Here is an 18,198-nt window from a genome sequence, read left to right on the forward strand (position 1 = left end):
AATACCCCAAAAATATTGCATTTTTCTTTGCTTGATAGTACAATTGGTTCTTGTTAGACAACACTTGCCGGTGTAGCTCAACTGGTAGAGCAACTGACTTGTAATCAGTAGGTTGGGGGTTCAAGTCCTCTTGCCGGCACCACTTTTAATTCTATTTTGAGCCATTAGCTCAGTTGGTAGAGCATCTGACTTTTAATCAGAGGGTCGAAGGTTCGAATCCTTCATGGCTCACCATTTTCACTTGGTGAAAAATATGCGGGTGTGGCGGAATTGGCAGACGCACCAGACTTAGGATCTGGCGCCGCAAGGCGTGGGGGTTCAAGTCCCTTCACCCGCACCATATTGCGGAAGTAGTTCAGTGGTAGAACACCACCTTGCCAAGGTGGGGGTCGCGGGTTCGAATCCCGTCTTCCGCTCCATTACAGCTTTTTAGCCGGGGTGGCGGAACTGGCAGACGCACAGGACTTAAAATCCTGCGGTAGGTGACTACCGTACCGGTTCGATTCCGGTCCTCGGCACCAGAGATTACTATAATATGCGCCCGTAGCTCAATTGGATAGAGCGTTTGACTACGGATCAAAAGGTTAGGGGTTCGACTCCTCTCGGGCGCGCCATATATTTCGGGGAGTAGCTCAGCTTGGTAGAGCACTTGGTTTGGGACCAAGGGGTCGCAGGTTCAAATCCTGTCTTCCCGACCACTTTCAAAAATTTTCATGGGGCCTTAGCTCAGCTGGGAGAGCGCCTGCTTTGCACGCAGGAGGTCAGCGGTTCGATCCCGCTAGGCTCCACTTGATTTTTTTACGAAGCAAAGCGAAGTAAAATAAATATCCTTAAAGTCGTGCAGTGAAGCGACAATGGATGAATATTGACTTTGCAAAAAAAAATCAACAAATATAACATGGCGGTGTAGCTCAGCTGGCTAGAGCGTACGGTTCATACCCGTGAGGTCGGGGGTTCGATCCCCTCCGCCGCTACTTAAGGGACCTTTAGCTCAGTTGGTTAGAGCAGACGGCTCATAACCGTCCGGTCGTAGGTTCGAGTCCTACAAGGTCCACCACTATCTTTTTTCATACGGAGGAATACCCAAGTCCGGCTGAAGGGATCGGTCTTGAAAACCGACAGGGGTGTTAAAGCCCGCGGGGGTTCGAATCCCTCTTCCTCCGCCATATATTTTTTCATCGTCGCGGGATGGAGCAGTTCGGTAGCTCGTCGGGCTCATAACCCGAAGGTCGCAGGTTCAAATCCTGCTCCCGCAATACAAGGGGCTTTCGCTTTTTGCGAAAGCCTCACATGGTCCGGTAGTTCAGTTGGTTAGAATGCCTGCCTGTCACGCAGGAGGTCGCGGGTTCGAGTCCCGTCCGGACCGCCATTTTTCATGAGAATTATGTTCGATAATAAAAAAGTTTTGCTGAAGCATACAGAGATCGGCAGCTTAGCTGAATATTATGACTGTGATTCCAGAATAAGAGGGTTTCGATAAACGAGAAGGTCAAGGAAGTGACTGAGTGAATACCACAGCGTACTGAAGGTGCGTGAGGATATGAGCGATGGAACTGACGCAGAGATTCGAAGTTTAGCGGAAGCCGAAACTAATATGGCTCAGTAGCTCAGTTGGTAGAGCAATGGACTGAAAATCCATGTGTCGGCGGTTCGATTCCGTCCTGAGCCACCATTTTTAATTATAAATATCATGGCGATTGTGGCGAAGTGGTTAACGCATCGGATTGTGGTTCCGACATTCGTGGGTTCGATTCCCATCAGTCGCCCCATTTAGTTATCGCGGGTGTAGTTTAGTGGTAAAACCTCAGCCTTCCAAGCTGATGATGAGGGTTCGATTCCCTTCACCCGCTCCATCATGGGCCTATAGCTCAGCTGGTTAGAGCGCACGCCTGATAAGCGTGAGGTCGGTGGTTCGAGTCCACTTAGGCCCACTTTTGTTTTGTTCCACAGTAGCTCAGTGGTAGAGCTATCGGCTGTTAACCGATCGGTCGCAGGTTCGAGTCCTGCCTGTGGAGCCAATATGGAGAAGTACTCAAGTGGCTGAAGAGGCGCCCCTGCTAAGGGTGTAGGTCGGGTAACTGGCGCGAGGGTTCAAATCCCTCCTTCTCCGCCATCTATATACGGCCCGTTGGTCAAGCGGTTAAGACACCGCCCTTTCACGGCGGTAACACGGGTTCGAATCCCGTACGGGTCATCCTAAGAGACTATCTGATCAGATAGTCTCTTTTTTGTATGCATAGAAATATTTCTTATATTATTTGCAGCTTCCGATGATGTTAATTACTGGGAGAGGTGCTCTTTTTACTTAAGCGGGCTGTTTCATGATGGCTTTATAGAACCTCCATTGCACGCTGAAATGTAATAGGATTTTTAGAAACACTTTTCTTCCCAAAAATAAATAATGTACCTCATGCCCCTCTCCAAGACCAGATAAGGCTGCAGGCGCAAATGATTTTCAACAGAATTGAATGTATAGGAGATTTTTTTCAGTCCTCAGAATCGGAGAAATTTTATTCCCTGGGAGCAAGATCCTTAGCAGAATTTATCTCCAATTCGTTCGGTTTCCCTCCTTGATTCCTCATTATTTTTCTCTTTTTCATAAAAACTTTTCGACAAAACATGTCACATTCTCTTAAAACTCCTCCATACAGAGGTGTCAAAATTCGGGTTAAACGCTTTCATCTCGTTAAAGTGTCGGATATTTCCGAAATGCCACTAAAGGAAATCCTTTAGTTTGAAAGAAGTATTATATAAAATACATTTAAATTTAACTGCAGGTGAAAGAGATGAATGATGTGATTCCTACTGACTTTAATATTCATTTGTTCCATGAAGGGAATTTTTTCGAGGCTTTCCGCATGTTTGGTGCCCACCGTGTTGTGAAAGGTGAAGGATTCAGTACCTCTTTTTGTGTATGGGCTCCAAAAGCGCGTTCAGTAAGTGTAGTCGGAAGTTTTAATGATTGGCAAAGTAATGGATATGAATGCCGCAAGCTCAATCGGGAAGGTATTTGGTTTTTGGAAATCGGGGAAGACCTTCTTCACCACACATATAAATATGAAATAGTCACGGCTGCAGGGGAAATCATGCTGAAGAGCGATCCATTTTCATTTTTTAACGAACTGCGCCCCAATACGGCGAGTATTGTTTCTGAATTAGGGGAATTCGAATGGACTGATGAAGAATGGCTGGTGAAAAAAAGTGAAGTTCCTCCTTATGACAGCCCGATGTTCATTTATGAGGTCCATTTAGGGACTTGGCGCAAGAATGGTGGAGGGGATTTTCTAAGTTATCGGGAAATGGCCGCTGAAATCATCCCGCATGTGGTCTCGCATGGTTTTACTCATATTGAACTGCTTCCTGTTATTGAACACCCCTACGATCGCTCCTGGGGCTATCAGGGGACAGGCTACTTCGCTCCTACCAGCCGTTATGGCTCTCCAGCTGATTTAAAACATTTCATTAACGAATGCCATGCCCATGGGATCGGTGTGATCCTCGATTGGGTTCCAGGACATTTCTGCAAAGATTCCCATGGTCTTTATCGATTTGATGGATCTTTCATGTATGACTACGCGCATGAACATGACCGGGAAAATTATACGTGGGGAACAGCGAACTTTGATCTTGGGAAAGGGGAAGTTCAAAGTTTCCTCATATCAAGTGCCCGGTTCTGGATGGAAGAATATCATGTGGATGGTTTCCGGGTGGATGCAGTAGCAAACATTATTTATAGAGCGAATCAAGAAAATAATAGTGTTAACCATGAGGGAATCGCTTTTTTAAAGAAGTTGAACAAGTCGGTGTTTGAATTTGATCCGCATACCTTAATGATTGCAGAGGATTCGACTGATTGGCCTCAGGTTACATCCCCAGTCCACTATGGGGGCCTGGGATTCAATTATAAATGGAATATGGGATGGATGAATGATGTGCTGAAATATATGGAATCTCAGCCTTCTGAGCGTCATGAAAAGCATTCCTTGATTACCTTTTCCCTTTTGTATGCTTTCACGGAAAATTACATTCTGCCATTTTCGCATGATGAAGTGGTGCATGGTAAGAGGTCTTTACTGGATAAGATGCCGGGTGACTACTGGCAGAAGTTTGCCCAGCTCAAGCTGCTTCTTGGATTCATGACCGCGCACCCGGGAAAGAAGCTATTGTTTATGGGAACAGAAGTGGCCCAGTTTTCTGAATGGAAGGACCTCGGCCAGGTCGATTGGCATCTGATGGAATTTCAAAAACACCAAGAATTTAATTCATATATAAAGGAGCTCTTGCATTTATATAAGAGGTCGCCTTCATTATATGAACAGGATCATCGGTCGGAAGGATTTGAGTGGGTCGATGTCAATAATGCTTCCCAGCAAATTTTTTCGTTCATCAGGAAGGCAGAAGAACCGGAAGACCATATGCTTATAATCTGCAACTTCAGTCCGGCGGTTTATCACCATTATAAAGTCGGTGTGCTAGAGGCTGATGGATACAGAGAAATTTGGAACAGTGACCACCATCGGTTTGGAGGGTCCAACCAAATTAACCCGGAGATACTTACAGTAAAGAATGAGAGTTACCATGGGAAACCATGTTATGTGGAGATGACTATCCCACCATATGCAGCAGTATATTTAAGACCAATTCATCGAAGGAAGGGGCGCATTAAATATGGCAAAGTCAAATTGTGTCGCAATGTTGTTAGCAGGAGGGAAGGGCAGCAGGTTAAGTTCATTGACTAAAAGCCTTGCCAAGCCTGCAGTACCATTCGGGGGAAAGTACCGCATCATCGATTTCACCTTAAGCAACTGTACCAATTCCGGTATAGAAACTGTGGGGGTGCTGACACAGTACCAGCCGCTTCTCCTCAACTCGTATATCGGGATAGGAAGTGCGTGGGACCTTGACAGGAAGAGCGGAGGGGTTACCGTTCTGCCTCCATATGCAGAATCCTCGGAAGTCCGCTGGTATACTGGAACTGCCAGTGCCATTTTCCAAAACCTTAATTATATCGAACAGTTTGATCCTGAGTATGTACTCATTCTCTCTGGTGATCACATTTATAAAATGGATTATGAAAAGATGCTCGAATACCATGCCAGTAAAAAGGCTGATGTAACCATATCTGTGCTTGAAGTTCCTTGGGAGGAAGCCAGCCGCTTCGGCATCATGAATACATCGGAGGATATGAGAATAGTAGATTTTGATGAAAAGCCCTTACTGCCGAAAAATAACCTTGCTTCCATGGGCATTTATATTTTTAACTGGTCGCTGCTGAAGGAATATCTTGAGATGGATGACCGCAACCCGGAATCGAGCCACGACTTTGGTAAAGATGTGATTCCGCTGCTGCTTGAGGAAAAGAAAAAGCTGATGGCGTACCCGTTCAAAGGTTATTGGAAGGATGTAGGAACGGTCAAGAGTCTTTGGGAGGCGAATATGGACCTCCTGGATGATGAATGCGGGCTTAATCTATTTGATCACGAGTGGCGCATATATTCCGTGAATCCCAACCAGCCTCCTCAGTATATTTCTGAAGATGCTGTCGTGGAGGGTTCACTGATCAATGAAGGCTGTTATATTGAGGGAGTCGTCGATCATTCGGTGTTATTCCAGGGAACAAGAGTGGAATCGGGTGCTCACGTGAAGGATTCCGTCATTATGCCTGATGCTGTGATCGGGAAAGGCGCTTATTTGGAAAAGGTGATTGTACCTCCAAATATGAGAATCCCTGCCGGGGCATGCATCATTCCCGCAGAAGGGGCTGATGAAGTCATTCTTGTAACTGAAGCAATCCTTGAATCGATTATGGAAGAAGAGGAAGTTCAATAACCAACTACTACGTCAGGGGGAGACGACTTGAATAAATCAATGCTTGGAGTAATTGACGCAACCACTCATCATAACTCTTTAAAGGATTTGCTGATGAACCGTTCATTGGCTGCTGTGCCTGTTGCAGGCAGGTACAGATTGATCGACTTTATCCTATCCAACATGGTGAATTCGGGAATTCATAGTGTGGCGATCTTTCCAAAATATCAGTACCGTTCGCTAATGGATCATTTAGGCTCAGGCAAGAACTGGGACTTGAACAGAAAGCGGGACGGGTTATTCTTTTTCCCGGCTCCTGCAGTTGATTCTGCCAATCAGGGAATGGGCTCCTTCAATCATTTCGCCCATCACATGGATTACTTCCAGCGGAGCAAACAGAAATATGCCTTGATCAGCAACTGCAATACAATCTTTACAACTGATTTCACGCCACTGCTTAAACGCCATATGGAGACTGGCTGTGATATAACAAAAATGAACCATGAGCAGAAGCCGATGGACATCTATCTGCTGGAGACTTCGCTGCTTATTGAGTTGATTGAAACTCGAGGGGAAACCGGTTATACCTGTATGGAAGATGTGGTCAAAGACCAAAGCAGCCGCTTGAGTGTGTGCGATTATGAATATTTAGGATATGTTGAAAGAATCGAATGCATCCAAAGTTATTTCAATGCCAGTATGAAACTCCTGAAGCCGGACCGCTGGAAACAGTTGTTCCGTAAAGAGTATCCAGTCCTGACCAAGGTGAAAGATGAACCGCCTACAAGGTATCAAAATGGCGCAACGGTAAAGAACGCAATCATCGCCAATGGATGCTTTATTGAAGGAAATGTAAGCACCAGCACTGTTTTCAGGGGAGTTAGAATCGGTACCGGGAGCAAGATATCAAACAGTATCATCATGCAAAAGAGCCAGATTGGTGACAACTGTGTTTTAGAATATGTCATTCTGGACAAAGATGTGAAGATAGAGGACAATGTGAAGCTTGCTGGAACCCCGCAGAATCCAATTGTCATCAGAAAAGGTATGATTCAAGGAGCGTTGATGAACTCGTGAAGGTATTATTTGTTGTCTCAGAATGTGTCCCTTTCATTAAATCAGGCGGACTGGCAGATGTAGCAGGCTCACTGCCGAAAGAGTTAAAAAGCCTGGGTACGGATGTCAGGGTGATTCTGCCTAAATATCAAGCAATCATAGAGCAGTATAAAGATAGAATGGAAAAGGTTTGTGAGTTTACCGTACCTGTCGGCTGGCGTGAACAATACTGCGGGATAGAATCCTTGGACTTGGATGGGGTCACTTTCTATTTTGTGGATAATGAATATTACTTTAAACGAGACGGACTCTACGGTTACTGGGATGACGGAGAGAGATTTTCCTACTTCACGAAAGCGGTGCTGGAAAGCTTATCACATGTTGATTTCTATCCGGATATCCTCCATTGCCACGACTGGCACACAGGGATGATCCCTTTTCTGCTGCGCACACAGTACCAGTGGAGAAAAGGGTACAGTTTTATTAGGAGCATCTTCACAATTCATAACCTTCAATTTCAGGGAGTCTTTCCAAAAGAAGTAATGACGGAGCTCCTGGGGGTTGAGGAATCATATTTCCATCCAGAGCAGCTGGAGTTTTACGGAAACATCAATTTCATGAAGGCTGCCCTCATTGCAAGCGATTATATTACGACTGTCAGCCCAACTTACCGGGATGAGATCCTGACCGCTTATTATGGAGAGAAGCTTGAGGGTGTGCTGAAAGGACGCGCAGGCAGCCTGCAGGGCATCTTAAATGGGATTGACGACTCATACTATTCTCCTGAGGCAAGTGAGGGGATTGCACCTTATTCCAAGGAGGACACAGAGGGTAAAGAAGAAAATAAGAAGCGGCTTCAGCGGCAATTCGGGTTGAATCAGGCTGCCGGGGTGCCGATCATTTCGATTGTATCCAGACTGACCAAGCAGAAAGGCCTTGATCTGGTTAAAGGTGTATTTCATGATATCATGCAGGAGAACCTCCAATTTATCATACTCGGTACTGGAGATTCTGAGTTTGAACAATTTTTCAAAGAAATGGCAAGTGTATACCCTGACAAGCTGAGAGTCCATATCGGCTTCGATGAGAGCCTTGCCAAGCAGATTTATGCAGGGTCGGATTTGTTTTTGATGCCTTCGAAATTTGAGCCCTGTGGTTTAGGGCAGATGATTGCCCTGAGATATGGGACACTCCCTGTTGTCAGGGAAACGGGAGGACTGAACGATACGGTTCTCTCTTACAATGAGGACACAGGGGAGGGGCATGGCTTTTCATTCAGGAATTTCAACGCCCATGACATGCTTTACACATTAAACAGGGCATTGGCATTTTTTTACGATGACAGGGAAACATGGAACAGGATTGTCCGGGAAGCGATGGGGATTGATTGTGGATGGGCCCAGTCCGCGTTTAAATATAATCAACTGTACGCGAAAATTTCATCCAGGAGTGAGAGCCATGTTTTCTGATAAAAATGATTTTAAAGAAGTTTTCCTGAAGCGGCTTGAAATGATGTATGGAAAGACATTTCCTGAGTCAACAAGCCGTGATCAGTATTTCACACTGGGGAACATCATCAGGGAATACATCAGCATCAATTGGATCGGAACCAATGAACAATACCGGTTCAATAATCAGAAGCAGGTCTATTATTTATCGATCGAATTTTTGCTGGGCCGCCTGCTCCGCCAAAATCTTATGAATCTCGGAATCTATGAAATTGTAGAAGCAGGGCTGAACGATCTGGGCATCGACCTCGATGAAATTGAGGAAGAAGAAGCGGATGCAGGTCTGGGTAACGGGGGGCTTGGCAGGCTTGCAGCTTGTTTCCTGGACTCATTGGCATCACTCGATCTGCCCGGACATGGCTGCGGCATCCGATATAAACACGGGCTGTTCGAACAGAAGATTGTCAAAGGATTTCAAGTTGAACTTCCGGAACAATGGCTCCGTCACGGTCATGTCTGGGAAGTGAGGAAACCTGATTTAGCAGTAGAGGTGCTCTTCTGGGGAAGGGTGGAATCTTTTAAAGAAAATGGGCACTTGAAGTTCCGCCATGTCGATGCAGAGGGTGTAACAGCCGTTCCATACGACATGCCGGTAGTTGGATACCAGACATCCACCGTCAATACTTTGAGGTTATGGAGCGCCGAGCCTTCCTCCTACCAAGCGGGCAGGGATATGATGAAGCACAAAAGGGAAACAGAGGCAATCACGGAATTCCTCTACCCGGATGATACACATGACGAGGGTAAGACCCTGCGTCTAAAACAGCAGTATTTTCTTGTCAGTGCCAGTCTTCGCTCCATTCTGAGATCTTACCTATCAAGGAAACGTGACATCCATGAACTGCATGACCATATTTCGATTCACATCAATGATACCCATCCCGTGCTGGCCATCCCCGAGTTGATGAGGATCCTCCTGGATGAACATGGGCTGGATTGGGAAGAGGCCTGGGAAATTACATCCAGGACCTTTGCTTATACAAACCACACAACATTATCAGAAGCATTGGAGCGGTGGCCCGTCAGGATCTTTGAACCATTGCTGCCTCGTATTTTCATGATAGTAAATGAAATCAATGAGCGATTCTGCCAAAGCTTATGGGGGAAATATCCAGGTGATTGGAACCGGATCGAACAGATGGCCATCATTTCACATGGCGAAGTAAAGATGGCTCATCTTGCTATAGCGGGGAGCTTCAGTGTGAATGGGGTGGCGGCCATACATACCGAGATATTGAAACAGAGGGAAATGAACTTGTTCTACCAATTCTATCCTGAAAAATTCAATAATAAGACGAACGGAATCACTCATCGCAGGTGGCTTCTTAAAGCAAACCAGCCTCTTTCTAAAGTGGTGACCAATGCAATAGGAAGTGAGTGGATCCATCAGCCGGAGAAGCTGCAGGGACTTCATGCCTTTAGGGAAGATCGGATGTTCCTGGAAGAACTGCATAAGGTGAAAAATCATAAAAAGCAGCAGCTGGCCCAGAAAATCTTGGAACAGAATGGACTGCGGGTTGATCCCGAATCCATTTTCGATGTGCAGATCAAACGTCTCCATGCATACAAAAGACAGTTGCTCAATGTTCTGCATATTCTTCACTTGTATAACCGGTTCAGGGAAGATTCCAGCTTTGACATGCACCCAAGGACTTTTATTTTCGGTGCTAAGGCTTCACCCGGATATTTTTATGCCAAAAAAATCATTAAACTTATTGATTCGGTTGCTAAACTTGTTAATCATGATCCGGTTGTCAAAGGCCGCATCAAAGTGGTGTTCATGGAGAATTACCGGGTTTCATTAGCCGAAGATATTATCCCTGCGGCCGATATCAGTGAGCAGATTTCAACAGCCAGCAAAGAGGCTTCCGGGACGGGCAATATGAAATTCATGATGAATGGCGCTTTGACAGTGGGCACACTGGACGGCGCAAATGTTGAAATTCTTGAAAAGTCAGGGCCCGAAAACATTTTTATTTTTGGGTTAACCGCTGAAGAGGTAATGAAGTATTATGCCGAGGGTGGTTATTATTCCATGGAATATTACCACCATGATGAACATATCAAACAGGTAGTCAACCAGTTGATTGATGGTACACTGCCCGACTCTGCGGATCATTTTGAAGAGATTTTCGATTCGCTTCTGACAGAAAACGATCAGTATTTTGTTTTAAGGGATTTTGCCTCTTATGCAGCTATTCAAGAAAAAGCGGGAAAGGATTATGAAGATACCGCTGGATGGCTCCAAAAGAGCTTGATCAACATTGCGGGCTCCGGCCATTTTTCCAGTGACAGGACGATCAAGGAGTACGCTGCGGATATATGGGGCATCACAGGGAAGGAACTGATGAAGAAGTAAAAAGGAGACACCGATTGCTGGTGTCTCCTTTTTAGCAAAGGCTTTTCCGCATATATCGCTGCTTTCCGGAAAAATCCCTAAGTATTCCAAAAATAACAAGTTCCAGCACCTAGCCCCTCGGGGTCATAAGCCAATCCGTCAAGAAGGTGAAAGAGCCACCTTCCCGCCGGCTCGTCTTATGCCTGTCGGGGCTGATCAAGGTGCTTCCGCTTTTTATCAATCCAGCTCCAGCACCTAGCCCCTCGGGATCAAATAACCCGAGGAGAATAAAAGGAAAGAACGCCTTTTTTTCTCCTCGGAACATTTGCCTGTCGGGGCTGATCAAGGTGCTTCCACTTTTTATGTAGAGGATCGGTTCCACCCGATCCCCGGTGTGAGTAAAGATATATATCATCAACAGGCATGTTTCACCTGTGATTTATTTTTTCTTATCTGAAATGTAGCTGTCCCTTTTTTTATAGGGGATGTCCCCAATCGGCGATTCGAGACCTTCCCGGTCCAGCTTGTCTTCGTATTCCTCCATTTTTTCATTTGGTACGACTTTTCGTTCTTTGCCTTCTATATTTGTTGCCGAGAAGGAATCGATGTCTTCTGTGTTTCCGTCATTCGATCTGACTCCGTCTTGATAAAGGGAATCATAGTCGTCATAGGTCCCATTGAAATCTGAAGGAGTTTCGGATGTCCCGTATCTGGCAGCTTCCTGAAAGCTGTCCTGGTAGTCCTTTACCTCATCACGCCGGCCTTTGATGAAGCTGTCATTTTTGGGAGGAGTGAGTATCTCTTCCTCAACAGGCCTGTCTGTTCCCGGAGTCTTCTCAGGAGTGTCATCCACACAGTACAGGGTTGTTGGTATGACCTCAAGTCTTTCATACTCAATGTCCTTCCCGCACACTTTGCACTTTCCGTAAGTTCCCTTTTCCATTGCCGAAAGGGCCTGATTCACCTTTTCCATTTCTGATTCAGCATGATCATCAAGGGCAAAGCCTTTTTCACGTTCAAATAGCTCGGTTCCAAGGTCGGCAGGATGATTATCGACCGTATTAAGTTCCCCGTACCTCTCCTGTTCGTCTTGGCCATGCAGTGTTTTTTCATCATTGTCCAAGTGCCTTTGGAGCTGTTCTTTACGTTCCAGCAATTCATCTTTTAACTTGCCAAGTTGCTTATCCGTCAACATCTGTTTCACGTCCTTTGGTCCATATTATATTGCAGGCAATTTCAAATATGAAATGGTAAGTTGGTTTTCAGGTATGTTGTACTTTATCCATTATGGACATGGTGGAAACATGAATATTGAGGATGGAAAACATTGAGAGGGGATGCTCTTTAGTGAAGCCGCTTTACGATCAGAGAGGCAGAACGGTAATATGGGTGGTTCAAGGCCGCGGAAACTCTTATACTGATGGCGTCTCCCTCGGTTAGCGTGGATTGGATCGTCCTGCCTATTGTTGTGATTATCTTGGTTTCTGGATCATCCACATACAAATCAAAGCCCGAACCAGGCAGGAATTCATTTCCACGGAACAGTTCAAAGCTGGCACCTTGCATGGCTGCTTTCCTGGCAGTGAGCAGGACAGTCAACTCCGCAGTGATTTCATATATCCCATCTGCAGTAACAGACAGACCATTCTTTAACAAATCCGGCGTCATGTTCATTGCCGGTCCCGCTTCATAAAACTGAATGGACTCGAAACGGCCGATAAGGGAGTGTTCTTCATCGTTTCCATACAAAGAACCAAAGCCTGACGTTTTAATGGATTCCTGTTGATCGAAAACCTGAGGTGCTGGATTTTCTGAATAAACTGGATGGTTCATGGTCAATAACCCTTCGGTATTTCTTCCCCACAGCGAAATATCTATATCTTCCCCAGCCTCATCATTCATTTTGACTTCGATCAATAGTTTATCGAAGTCTGCATAATAATCAATTGTTTTTGCCTGTTTTGGCGGGATGTCGACTGTTTGCAGTATATACGTTTTCCGGTCCATTCCGGTCCCGTGGCTTCCCTGGATAAGTACGGAGGAAGAACTGCCGGCATTCCGGTTGACCAGCTGCAGAGTCAACTGCTGGCTGGGTCTTGCTCCGTTAACTGGAGAGTTATCGATCATGCCTGTTGTAAGTCGTTTCAATTTCAATACCTCCTTCTTGATTTAACCATACGATACAGCCACTTTTAATGTATGCGGTATCCTGATACTTGCCTGTTTATTCCGCCTAAGGAATAGCAGTGATTTTTGGGGTTTTCATTTAATTCCGGACATAAAAAGACCAACCGCAGCAGCGATTGGTCCTGGTGAAATTTAGATGTAACTGATAAACAGCCCGATGGAAAGCAGGAATCCGAAAATTGTGTTTGTCTGCGCAGTGGCTTTCATTGCAGGCATCATTTGAATCGGCATGGTTTTTCCAATAAAGCCTTTATATGCTTTGACGGCTTTAGGTATGCTGATCAAACTGATGAGGAGCCATGGTGTGAACGAACCGGCAATGACCAAGCCAATCACCCAGACGTAAGACAGGGCAAATGCAGCTCCCAGAAGGTTGATGGCACTTTTCCTGCCAATAAGTATTGCCAGTGTTTTTCTGCCGTTTTCTTTATCTCCATCAAGATCCCGAATATTGTTGGCCATAAGGATCATGCCAACAAGAATAAAGATAGGGATCGAAATAATGACACTCAATGAAGTCACCATTCCGGTCTGGATATAGAAGGAGATCAGAATGATCACAATCCCCATAAAGAAGCCTGCTACAATCTCACCAAATGGTGTATAGGCAATTGGTACAGGTCCACCAGTATAAAAATAGCCCACTGCCATGCAAACTAAGCCTATTACTGCGAGCCACCAGCTGCTGTTGGCACAGATATACAATCCGAGGAGGAATGCTATTCCGTATAAACCGAATGCCAAGCCTTTTACAGTGGAGGGCTTAACACCATTTCGGACGATGGCACCGCCGATCCCAATCGATTTCTCGTTATCAAGACCTCTTGCAAAATCGTAATATTCGTTGAACATATTGGTCGCAGCCTGAATCAGGATGCTTGCAACCAACATTGCTAAAAAGAGAAGCCAGTCAATATCCCCGTACTGAACGGCTAAAGCAGTTCCGAGCAGGACGGGAACAAAAGCGGCTGTAAGTGTATGAGGCCTGGTCAGCTGCCACCAAATACGCCAGCCTTTATCTGACTCCACAATATTGGAAGTATATGTCTCCATCTAGTTCCTCTCCTTAATTGTGGAAAATAGGTAAGATACAATTGCTTTACAGATTAAAGTTTAGGTAAAGGACACAAAAGTGTCAATAACTTTTTCAAAAAGCCGGAAGGTGTTATTTTCCATATATAAGCGTATAAACCGTTCCGTTTCTCAAATGAGTAAAAAGGAGTTATTATATAATAAGGAAATAAAGTGATGAACGTTGACACGACTATATGTCAGGTGTATCTTAAAATAGGTTTGTAATCTTAAGGAAAGGCTTTATGGGGGGATTGTTTTGAGTATTATTCAGGATATCAAAATCGGAGGCAGCTTTGAAAAGGCCTTGGCTAAAGCTGAAGCTGAAGGCATTCCGGTTTTATACAGTGCAGTTCAAAAGGTCAGCCGCGTAAACCCCCTTTCATTTTATACAAAGGGCTTTTCACTATATAATGGAGAGCGCTTTTTTTGGAAGGACAAGGAGAACAATACACAAATTGCCGGTTTAGGCAGCTCATATATGCTACGCAATGATTCAGAGGATAACCGTTATGATTCGATTGAGAACGAGTGGAAGCGCTTAATCGGAAATGCGGTTATAGAATCCGAGAGGGAAATCGCTGGTACGGGACCTCTATTATTTGGTGGGTTTTCTTTTGATCCAACGGTTCCGCGGTCGAAGGAATGGTCAGATTTTTCCCATGGTATTTTTCAGCTGCCTACCTTTATGTTGACAGTGACGGAGGAAGGAAGTTATTTAACGACAAATATCCTCTGCACCTCACAGGATGATGAGACTTTATTGGATATCATTGATAAGAAACAAAGGGAATTGCTTGGGCAGCCGGAAGAAAGAGATTCAGCATTAACTTTATTAAAAGCAGTGGAAATTGCTCCGGAAGAATGGAAGGCATCGCTTGAAGGTGTGGTTTCACAGTTGAAAGCCGGGGAAATGGACAAGGTCGTCCTTGCCAGGAAGATGCTTATGGCTTTCAAGGATAAGCCTTCTTCAGATGAGGTCATCCATAACCTCTTGAATGAACAGAGAGACAGCTTTATCTTTTCATTGGAAGTGGCAAACAGCTGTTTCCTTGGCGCATCACCTGAAAGGCTTGTAAAAAAAGAGGATGCCGAGATCCTGTCCACCTGTCTTGCCGGCTCCATTGCCCGCAGCACGGATCCTGAAGAAGACCGGAGATTGGGTGAAAGCCTGCTCGGGGATGAAAAGAACCGCCACGAACATCATCTGGTCGTGGAAATGATCAAGGATGTACTTGATCAACATTGCTCAGAGGTGCAAATTCCGGATGAGCCCGTGTTGATGAAAGTAAGGGACATTCAGCATCTATATACTCCCGTAAAAGGGAAAGCCGGGAATGGAACCTCCATTTTGAAATTCGTCTCACAGCTTCATCCTACCCCTGCACTTGGCGGGGTGCCGCGTGATAAAGCCATGGAGACAATCAAAGAGGCTGAGAATATGGACAGGGGCCTGTATGCAGCGCCAATGGGATGGATGGATGCCTATGGAAACGGGGAATTTGTCGTTTCCATCCGTTCAGGACTTATCCATAAAGATGAAGCATTCCTTTTCTCTGGATGCGGTGTGGTTGCCGATTCTACGGCTGAAAGTGAATATAGGGAAACACAAATCAAGTTCAAACCAATGTTTCGGGCTTTAGGAGGAAATACTGATGGACTTTGATCATCAGAAAGCATTAACTGAATATCTTTCTGCTTTTATAGCTGAACTTCATCATGCAGGTATCAACAAAGTGGTTATTAGTCCCGGGTCCCGTTCGACCCCGCTGGCCATGTTGTTTGCAAAGCATCCCAACATAGAAGTTTTCATCAATATTGATGAAAGGTCGGCAGCTTTCTTTGCATTGGGTCTGGCTAAAGCAGAGAAGCAGGCAGTGGCTGTTCTCTGTACTTCGGGTACGGCTGCCGCCAATTATTATCCGGCGGTCATTGAAGCAAAGTACTCCAGGGTGCCACTGATTGTCCTGACTGCGGACAGGCCGCATGAATTAAGGGAAGTGGGAGCCCCGCAGGCGATTAACCAGATTAATCTCTTTGGCGGCCATGTCAAATGGTTTGATGAGATGGCATTGCCGGAACATACTGATTCCATGATGGATTATGCCAGGAGAGCGGCTGCACGCGGCACGGCTGTTGCCCGGAAATCACCTGAGGGGCCAGTCCACTTTAATTTTCCGCTGCGGGAACCGCTGATACCGGATATGAGTTACACCTTTGAACAAGAAACAAGTAAGACTGTCATCACTAATGGATCAGGCGGCGTTTCCCATGCTGTGATTGAAAGGCTGGCATCAGTTCTTTCCGGGAAGACGAAAGGGCTTATTGTATGCGGTCCCCAAACCGATGCAGGTGCAGCGGGAGAAGTTGTCCGGCTGGCTGAGAAGCTGCATTTTCCTGTATTGGCAGACCCGCTTTCCTCTTTAAGAAGCGGGGCACACGGCAAGTCTCATATCATTGACGGCTATGACAGCTTCCTGCGGAATGCAAAGGTTAAATCGGCGATGAGTCCTGATATCGTCATTCGTGTAGGGGCAATGCCGGTATCTAAAGCATTGACGCTGTACCTGAAAGATCAGGACGCCGATCATTGGGTCATCGATTCAGGGGGAATGTGGCGGGATCCGTCAGGTATAGCTACCGAGATGATTTATGCGGATGAAGGCGAAGTGCTGAATTCGTTATCTGCTGCCCTGGAGGGACTTGGCCATGGAGAAGAATGGCTGGACAAATGGGTAGAGATCAATCGCAGAACACAGGAAATAACAGCTGAATTCTCCGCGGAAAGTGAAATTCTAGATGAAGGAACAGCTGTCAAAAGGTTAATAGAATCCCTTCCCGGGAATTCCGTCATATTTGCAAGCAACAGTATGCCGATCCGGGATCTGGATACGTTTTTTATGAACAATGATAAAAATATCACCGCCATGGCGAACAGAGGAGCCAATGGGATTGACGGTGTCGTCTCCACAGCCATGGGAATCAGTGCGTCTGGTTTGCCGACTTATTTGGTCATTGGAGATTTGGCCTTTTACCATGATATGAATGGGCTGCTGGCAGGGAAAATGTATGGTTTGAACCTGAAGATACTTTTGGTCAATAACAACGGCGGAGGTATTTTTTCTTATTTGCCGCAAGCAGATGAGAAAGAGCATTTCGAGCATCTATTTGGTACGCCGGCAAATTTGGACTTTGTTCATGCAGCTGGACTTTACGGAGCACACTATAAGCAAGCTGTGTCGATCGACGAATTTACGGATGCTTTGGCAGAATGGGAAACAACTCCGGGATTATCCATCATTGAAGCTGTCACAAACAGACAGGAAAATGTCCGTAACCATCGAGAAATGTGGAACATTGTTTCCCGGGAAATAGAAAAGCTGCTGTAGTTTGACAATAAATTCACACAGGGGATACAAAATGTTCTTATCAATCAATGGGCTGCAGTATCATATCGAAGTGAGAGGGGAGGGCCCTCCCTTGCTGCTTCTTCACGGATTTACGGGTGACGGCAGTACATGGGAGTGTGTACTGCCTTTTCTGAAAGAATTCCAAACGATAACAGTGGATCTGCTTGGACATGGTCTGACCGATTCACCTGATACACCTGAGCGCTACCATATAGAGCAAGCCGCAAACGACTTGAACCAGATTCTGTATCAATTGAATTACGAGGAGGTATACCTGCTCGGCTATTCAATGGGTGGAAGGCTGGCGCTTGGATTCACAGCTGCCTATCCTGCGCTTGTCAAAGCGCTGATCTTGGAAAGTTCTTCTCCAGGATTGAAAACGGAAGAAGAGCGCATTCAAAGAATCTCAGGTGATGAAAGGTTGGCTGAAAGGATTTTGTCCAGAGGGTTAAATGACTTCATTGGCTATTGGGAAAACATCCCCCTATTTTCGTCGCAGAAATCACTGCCTTATGATGTACAGGAAGAAATCAGGCAAAACAGGCTTTCGCAAAATCCGATCGGGCTTGCTAACAGCCTGAGAGGAATGGGGACAGGCAGTCAGCCTTCCTATTGGGATGAATTAAAAAGCCTTTCCATGGACATGCTCTTTATTGCAGGCGGGCTCGATACCAAGTTCTGCATGATTGCCAAGGAAATGGAAAAAGGTGTGAAAAATGCAGAAGCGGCAATAATTGATGGGGCGGGCCATGCATTACATGTGGAAGAACCTGAAAAGTTTGGTACAATAGTAAGTGAGTTTTTAAAGAATACATAAGGA

At 45.5% G+C, this 18,198-nt stretch carries 11 protein-coding genes and 20 tRNA genes; 28 read left to right on the top strand and 3 right to left on the bottom strand.

What is annotated here, in order from left to right; translation table 11 throughout:
* Positions 1–66: 66 nt before the first annotated feature.
* The 25 genes from D3H55_RS06845 (at position 67) to D3H55_RS06965 (ending at position 10,731) form a co-directional block, all read left to right on the top strand.
* Positions 67–142: transfer RNA gene (locus D3H55_RS06845), tRNA-Thr, on the top strand.
* Positions 143–158: 16 nt separating this feature from the next.
* Positions 159–234: transfer RNA gene (locus D3H55_RS06850), tRNA-Lys, on the top strand.
* Positions 235–255: 21 nt separating this feature from the next.
* Positions 256–340: transfer RNA gene (locus D3H55_RS06855), tRNA-Leu, on the top strand.
* Positions 341–344: 4 nt separating this feature from the next.
* A tRNA-Gly gene (locus tag D3H55_RS06860) sits at positions 345–419 on the top strand.
* A gap of 13 nt (positions 420–432) precedes the next feature.
* Positions 433–521, top strand: a tRNA-Leu gene (locus D3H55_RS06865).
* Between the two features lie 16 nt (positions 522–537).
* A tRNA-Arg gene (locus D3H55_RS06870) sits at positions 538–614 on the top strand.
* Positions 615–621: 7 nt separating this feature from the next.
* Positions 622–698 (top strand) — tRNA-Pro (locus D3H55_RS06875).
* 17 nt (positions 699–715) lie between these two features.
* Positions 716–788, top strand: a tRNA-Ala gene (locus tag D3H55_RS06880).
* A gap of 112 nt (positions 789–900) precedes the next feature.
* Positions 901–974: transfer RNA gene (locus D3H55_RS06885), tRNA-Met, on the top strand.
* 6 nt (positions 975–980) lie between these two features.
* A tRNA-Ile gene (locus tag D3H55_RS06890) sits at positions 981–1,057 on the top strand.
* Positions 1,058–1,073: 16 nt separating this feature from the next.
* Positions 1,074–1,166, top strand: a tRNA-Ser gene (locus D3H55_RS06895).
* 16 nt (positions 1,167–1,182) lie between these two features.
* A tRNA-Met gene (locus D3H55_RS06900) sits at positions 1,183–1,256 on the top strand.
* Between the two features lie 36 nt (positions 1,257–1,292).
* Positions 1,293–1,369: transfer RNA gene (locus D3H55_RS06905), tRNA-Asp, on the top strand.
* A gap of 227 nt (positions 1,370–1,596) precedes the next feature.
* Positions 1,597–1,672: transfer RNA gene (locus D3H55_RS06910), tRNA-Phe, on the top strand.
* Between the two features lie 21 nt (positions 1,673–1,693).
* Positions 1,694–1,769 (top strand) — tRNA-His (locus D3H55_RS06915).
* Positions 1,770–1,779: 10 nt separating this feature from the next.
* Positions 1,780–1,853, top strand: a tRNA-Gly gene (locus D3H55_RS06920).
* A gap of 4 nt (positions 1,854–1,857) precedes the next feature.
* Positions 1,858–1,931 (top strand) — tRNA-Ile (locus tag D3H55_RS06925).
* A gap of 12 nt (positions 1,932–1,943) precedes the next feature.
* Positions 1,944–2,018 (top strand) — tRNA-Asn (locus D3H55_RS06930).
* A 4-nt stretch (positions 2,019–2,022) separates the two neighbouring features.
* Positions 2,023–2,113: transfer RNA gene (locus D3H55_RS06935), tRNA-Ser, on the top strand.
* Positions 2,114–2,122: 9 nt separating this feature from the next.
* Positions 2,123–2,194: transfer RNA gene (locus D3H55_RS06940), tRNA-Glu, on the top strand.
* Between the two features lie 592 nt (positions 2,195–2,786).
* Positions 2,787–4,739 carry a 1,4-alpha-glucan branching enzyme gene (gene glgB / locus D3H55_RS06945; protein WP_119546177.1) on the top strand — a complete coding sequence of 651 codons (1,953 nt, stop codon included), beginning with the start codon at positions 2,787–2,789 and terminating at the stop codon, positions 4,737–4,739.
* Complete coding sequence (locus D3H55_RS06950; protein WP_119546178.1) at positions 4,669–5,829, top strand: glucose-1-phosphate adenylyltransferase; 1,161 nt, start codon at positions 4,669–4,671, stop codon at positions 5,827–5,829. Before glgB ends, D3H55_RS06950 begins: the two co-directional genes overlap by 71 nt.
* Before the next feature lie 27 nt (positions 5,830–5,856).
* The gene (locus D3H55_RS06955) at positions 5,857–6,885 is read left to right on the top strand and encodes a GlgC family sugar phosphate nucleotidyltransferase (protein ID WP_119546179.1); all 1,029 of its coding nucleotides are present in this window, start codon (positions 5,857–5,859) and stop codon (positions 6,883–6,885) included.
* On the top strand, positions 6,882–8,333 hold the full coding sequence (gene glgA, locus D3H55_RS06960) for a glycogen synthase GlgA (protein ID WP_119546180.1): 1,452 nt from the start codon (positions 6,882–6,884) through the stop codon (positions 8,331–8,333). Before D3H55_RS06955 ends, glgA begins: the two co-directional genes overlap by 4 nt.
* Entirely contained in the window at positions 8,323–10,731 is a 2,409-nt protein-coding gene (locus tag D3H55_RS06965) for a glycogen/starch/alpha-glucan phosphorylase (RefSeq protein WP_119546181.1), read from the top strand. Before glgA ends, D3H55_RS06965 begins: the two co-directional genes overlap by 11 nt.
* A gap of 418 nt (positions 10,732–11,149) precedes the next feature.
* Here D3H55_RS06965 and D3H55_RS06975 read toward each other — a convergent pair whose 3' ends face one another.
* The 3 genes from D3H55_RS06975 to D3H55_RS06985 form a co-directional block, all read right to left on the bottom strand.
* Positions 11,150–11,905, bottom strand: a complete 756-nt coding sequence (locus tag D3H55_RS06975) for a TraR/DksA C4-type zinc finger protein (protein WP_119546183.1) — start codon at positions 11,903–11,905, stop codon at positions 11,150–11,152.
* A gap of 149 nt (positions 11,906–12,054) precedes the next feature.
* Entirely contained in the window at positions 12,055–12,858 is an 804-nt protein-coding gene (locus tag D3H55_RS06980) for a hypothetical protein (protein WP_119546184.1), read from the bottom strand.
* A 171-nt stretch (positions 12,859–13,029) separates the two neighbouring features.
* Positions 13,030–13,950, bottom strand: coding sequence for a 1,4-dihydroxy-2-naphthoate polyprenyltransferase (locus tag D3H55_RS06985; protein WP_119546185.1), 921 nt, complete (start codon positions 13,948–13,950; stop codon positions 13,030–13,032).
* Between the two features lie 277 nt (positions 13,951–14,227).
* On the opposite strand from D3H55_RS06985, the gene D3H55_RS06990 reads away from it, so the two are divergent.
* The 3 genes from D3H55_RS06990 to menH are packed head-to-tail and all read left to right on the top strand — an operon-like array spanning position 14,228 to position 18,195.
* Positions 14,228–15,634, top strand: a complete 1,407-nt coding sequence (locus tag D3H55_RS06990; protein WP_119546186.1) for an isochorismate synthase — start codon at positions 14,228–14,230, stop codon at positions 15,632–15,634.
* Entirely contained in the window at positions 15,624–17,357 is a 1,734-nt protein-coding gene (gene menD, locus D3H55_RS06995; RefSeq protein ID WP_119546187.1) for a 2-succinyl-5-enolpyruvyl-6-hydroxy-3-cyclohexene-1-carboxylic-acid synthase, read from the top strand. The genes D3H55_RS06990 and menD overlap by 11 nt, the downstream gene beginning before the upstream one ends.
* Positions 17,358–17,388: 31 nt before the next feature.
* Positions 17,389–18,195 carry a 2-succinyl-6-hydroxy-2,4-cyclohexadiene-1-carboxylate synthase gene (menH, locus tag D3H55_RS07000; RefSeq protein WP_119546188.1) on the top strand — a complete coding sequence of 269 codons (807 nt, stop codon included), beginning with the start codon at positions 17,389–17,391 and terminating at the stop codon, positions 18,193–18,195.
* The last annotated feature ends 3 nt before the right edge of the window (positions 18,196–18,198 follow it).

This window comes from Bacillus salacetis, assembly GCF_003581585.1.
GTDB lineage: Bacteria > Bacillota > Bacilli > Bacillales > Bacillaceae_B > Rossellomorea > Rossellomorea salacetis.

What these genes read in the sequence shown, in the direction of transcription:
- glgB (WP_119546177.1), top strand. Translation starts at nt 2,787, where the DNA reads ATGAATGATGTGATTCCTACTGACTTTAATATTCATTTGTTCCATGAA.
- D3H55_RS06950 (WP_119546178.1), top strand. Translation starts at nt 4,669, where the DNA reads ATGGCAAAGTCAAATTGTGTCGCAATGTTGTTAGCAGGAGGGAAGGGC.
- D3H55_RS06965 (WP_119546181.1), top strand. Translation starts at nt 8,323, where the DNA reads ATGTTTTCTGATAAAAATGATTTTAAAGAAGTTTTCCTGAAGCGGCTT.
- D3H55_RS06975 (WP_119546183.1), bottom strand. Translation starts at nt 11,905, where the DNA reads ATGTTGACGGATAAGCAACTTGGCAAGTTAAAAGATGAATTGCTGGAA.
- D3H55_RS06985 (WP_119546185.1), bottom strand. Translation starts at nt 13,950, where the DNA reads ATGGAGACATATACTTCCAATATTGTGGAGTCAGATAAAGGCTGGCGT.
- menD (WP_119546187.1), top strand. Translation starts at nt 15,624, where the DNA reads ATGGACTTTGATCATCAGAAAGCATTAACTGAATATCTTTCTGCTTTT.
- menH (WP_119546188.1), top strand. Translation starts at nt 17,389, where the DNA reads ATGTTCTTATCAATCAATGGGCTGCAGTATCATATCGAAGTGAGAGGG.